Origin of the sequence: Nocardia halotolerans, assembly GCF_042650145.1 — a bacterium.
Taxonomy (GTDB): Bacteria; Actinomycetota; Actinomycetes; order Mycobacteriales; family Mycobacteriaceae; genus Nocardia; species Nocardia halotolerans.
The window spans coordinates 1-4248 of sequence record NZ_JBHSDL010000027.1; the positions used below are offsets into that span (position 1 = coordinate 1).

The following is a 4248-nucleotide window of genomic DNA, read 5'->3' on the forward strand; positions in this document are numbered from 1 at the left end:
GGAGTCGAGGGTGTGGCCTGAGACTGGTCGGCCGCGTCGGGCGGGGGTGTCGTCGTTCGGGGTGTCGGGGACGAACGCGCATGTGATCCTGGAACAGCCACCTGCCCCTGAACCCGATCAGGTCAGCGAACTGCGGCCATCCGATGCGCCGCCGAACGTGTTCACCGCCGGTCCCGTGGTGTGGGTGCTGTCCGCCAAATCGACAGGGGCGCTGGCTGGTCAGGCTCGACGGCTGCGCGATATGGTCGGCGCGGATGCCGACCTGGATCCGGTGGACATCGCCTATTCGCTGGCAACCACCCGAGCGCGACTTGCCCACCGCGCGGTGATCGTCGGGACGGATCGCGCGGACCTGTTGGCCGGACTGGACGCGGTCGCACAGGGCCGGACCGAGGTCGCCGATCGCCCAGAGGTGCGAGTCGTTACCGGCCGTGCGGACCGCGCAGGTCGAGTGGGCTTCGTCTTCCCTGGTCAGGGCACGCAATGGGAACGGATGGCGGTCGAACTGCTCGACCACTCGCCGGTGTTCGCCGCGCGGATGGCGGAGTGCGCGAACGCGCTGGCTCCCCACACCGAGTGGTCACTGTTCGAGGTGCTGCGATCGGCCCCGGGCGCGCCGCCGCTGGACCGGGTGGATGTCATCCAGCCCGTGTTGTTTTCGATGATGGTCTCGTTGGCGGCGTGCTGGGAATCCTTCGGTGTGCGCCCGGCCGGTGTCGTGGGCCACTCCCAGGGCGAGATCGCGGCGGCCTGCGTCGCCGGGGCGTTGTCGCTGACCGACGCGGCCATGATCGTCGCCGTGCGGAGCCAATTGATCCAGCAGGAGTTGGACGGCGCTGGGGCGATGCTCTCGATCGTGGAGTCGGAGGCGCGGGTCCGTGAACTGCTGGCCGGGGTGCGGGATCGGATCTCGATCACCGCCATCAACGGTCCACAGTCGGTGGTGGTGGCCGGTGATCCGCAGTCCCTGGCGAAATTCGAGCGAGTCCTCGCTCGCGCCGGAATCATGCGCTGGATGGTGCCCGGGGTGGACTTCGCCGCCCATTCCCCTGCGGTCGCGGCCGTGGAGAACCGACTGATCCGGGAACTCGCCACGATTTGGCCGCACGAGGCCGACATCGCGTTCTACTCCACCGTATCCGGCACCGCCATGGCAGCGGAAACGCTCGACGGCGCGTACTGGTACCGCAACCTGCGCGAACCGGTCCGATACGAAGCCGCGACCCGGGCACTGCTCGCCGACGGGCACGATGTGGTCATCGAGGTGAGTAGTCATCCCGTCCTCACTCTCGGCACCGAGGGAACGATCGCGGACGCGGGTGCGCGAGCCCAGGTGATCGGCACCCTGCACCGCGACGACGGGGGGCAACGGCGGATGCTGACCGGCCTGGCCGAAGCGTTCGTCGCGGGGGCGCAGGTGCAGTGGCCGGCACTGTTCGCCGGACGCGCGGTTCGGCAGGTGAGTCTGCCGACCTATGCCTTCGAACGCCGACGTTTCTGGGCGAGCTCGGCGGCGATCGATGATCCGCGTGCGCTCGGCCTACATCCGGCCGCCCATCCCCTACTGAACGGATCGGTACGGTTGGCCAACGGCTCGGGTTGGCTGTACACCGGCCGCTGGTCGGTGGATCGATACCCGTGGCTCGCTGATCATTCGGTCTTCGGAGAGGTCGTGGTCTCGGGCACCACGCTCGTCGAACTCGCGGTAGCGGCGGGCACCAGGATCGGGTGCCCGGTATTGAGCGAACTCGTACTGGAGGCGCCGCTGGTTGTTCCCGTGGCCGCGACGATCGCAGTGCAGGTGTGGATAGGCGAGGCCGATGAGCAGGGCCGAGCCGGCTACAGCGTGCATTCCGGCACCGACGACGAGATGAGCCACGACGCCTGGGTCTGCCATGCGACCGGCACGCTGAGCGTCGACACGGACTCTGCCGACGTTGTGGATCCCGGTGACGCCGCCGATCGCGACGAGTGGCCGCCCGCGCGGGCGCAACGCGTCGGGATCGACGGGTGGTACGAGGCACTGGATGGACGCGGGATCGGATACGGGCCGATGTTCCGCGGGTTGCGTGCGCTCTGGCGGGCGGGCGACGAAGTGTATGCCGAGATCGAAACCACGGGTGCGCCCGAGGGATTCCTGGTGCATCCGGGCACACTGGACAGCACTCTGCACGCGGCATCGCGCGCCGCGCAGGACGAGGAACTCGACCCGGCCGCCGGGGTCGAGCTGCCGTTCGCCTGGTCGGGGATCCGGCTGCAACACAGCGGCGAGCCCGGTGTGCTCCGAGCGCGGCTACGCCGGACCGGGCCGAACACCGTGCGGATGGTGGCCACAGATGAGCAAGGGCGCGTGGTCGTTTCGGTGGAGTCGGTGACGGCGCGCCGGATCTCGGCCGCGCAGCTGAGCGCTTCGCGCCGGGCCGAATCCCTCTACGTTCTGGACTGGCTCGCCGGGCCGGCCCCGCAGCCGTCCGTTGAGCCGACGGCAGTGCTCGACGCAGCGATCGGTGCCGAACACGCTTCGTTCGGCACCGGGGCCCGGTGGTACGCCGACATCGCGGCGGTGGCCGCCGACGCGGACCGGCGGCCCGAGACGGTGGTCGCCGTGCCCGCACCGGCGGACGCTTCGGTGCCCACTGGGGTGCGGGCCGTAACCCGGCGGGTGCTGGCGCTGGTGCGGCAGTGGCTGGATGCACCGGAACTGGCCGGCTCCCGCCTGGTCTTGGTCACCAACGGCGCCATTGCCGTGGACGCGGATGCGCCGCCGGATATTTCGGTCGCCCCGGTCTGGGGGTTGCTGCGCAGTGCGCAGGCCGAACACCCCGATCGGTTCGTCCTGGTCGATGTCGATATCGACCCGGCACGTGATCCGGCGGGCTGGCTGCGCAGTGTGCGGACAGCCATCGCGGCGGGGGAGGCGCAGGTCGCCGTGCGCGACGGACGGGTGCTGCGCCCGCGGCTGCGGCCGGCCCCGGCCGCCGACCCAGCGGCGTCCAGCGTGTTCGACAGTGCATCGACGGTGCTGATCACCGGTGGCACCAGCGGCCTCGGCGCGCTGCTCGCACGCCACCTGGTGCTGGCGCACGGTGTGCGGCATCTCGTGCTGGCGAGCAGGCGCGGTCCCGCCTCCCCTGGAATCGCCGAGCTGACCGCGGAACTCGGCACGGCGGGCGCTGACGTGCGCGTCGTCGCCTGCGATGTCGCCGATCGCGATGCAGTCACCGAGATGATCGCCGCGATCGGACCCGACGCGCCGCTGCGCGTGGTGGTCCACACCGCCGGTGTCCTGGCGGACGCGACGATCGCGACGCTGACCACCACCCAACTGGACCGGGTGCTGGCCGCGAAGGTGGACGCCGCGTGGAATCTGCACGAAGCCACCGCGCACCTCGATCTGTCCGGGTTCGTGCTCTTCTCTTCGGCCTCGGGTCTGCTCGGCAGCCCTGGGCAGGCGAATTACGCTGCGGCGAACGTCTTCTTGGACGCGCTGGCACAGACCCGACGCACCGCTGGGCTGCCCGGCACCTCGCTGGCTTGGGGCTACTGGGCCATGCGAACCGGCATGACCGGTGAGCTGCGTGACACCGATGTGGCGCGGCTCGCCGCGCTCGGTGTCCTCGCGTTGCCGGTGGAGGAGGGCTTGGCGCTGTTCGACGCGGCGGAGAGCGGCGCGGCCGCAGTGGTGAGCCCGGTCCGTTTCGATATCGGCGCACTGCGTGCGCTCGCGCGTGCCGCGACCTTGCCCGCGGTTCTCGACACACTGATCCCGGTTCGCGCGCAGGAGCGCGACGGCGCCGAGCCCGCGGCGAGACTGCGCACCCAGTTGGCCGGTCTGCCGGCCGCAGACCGAGAACAGTATCTGCTGCAGGCTGTTTCGGCCGAGGTGGCCGCAGTACTACATCATGGAGATGCCGGGGCGATCGAACCCGAGCGGGCCCTATCGGAGCTGGGACTGGATTCGCTGGCCGCGGTCCAGCTGCGCAACCGGCTCGCGGCCGCGACGGGGCTGGCACTGCCGCCGACTCTCGTCTTCGACCACCCAACGGCTGCGGCTGTCACCACCGACCTGCTGGAACTGCTCGAGCCTGCCCGGGCCACCGGACAACGGTCGGCCGCGCCGGCCGGACAGCTGAGCGCTCCCGACGAGCCCATTGCGGTGGTCGGAATGTCGTGCCGTTATCCGGGCAATGTGGAGTCCGCGCAGGGTTTGTGGGATCTGGTCGCGAACGGCGTCGACGCGATCTCGGG

1 protein-coding gene is annotated in these 4248 nt (G+C 70.4%); it reads left to right on the forward strand.

All coding sequences use genetic code 11. The features are described 5' to 3' along the window. Positions 1 to 61: 61 nt before the first annotated feature. A partial coding sequence (locus ACFO5K_RS22150; RefSeq protein WP_378566297.1) for a type I polyketide synthase occupies positions 62 to 4248 on the forward strand: 4187 nt, incomplete at its 3' end.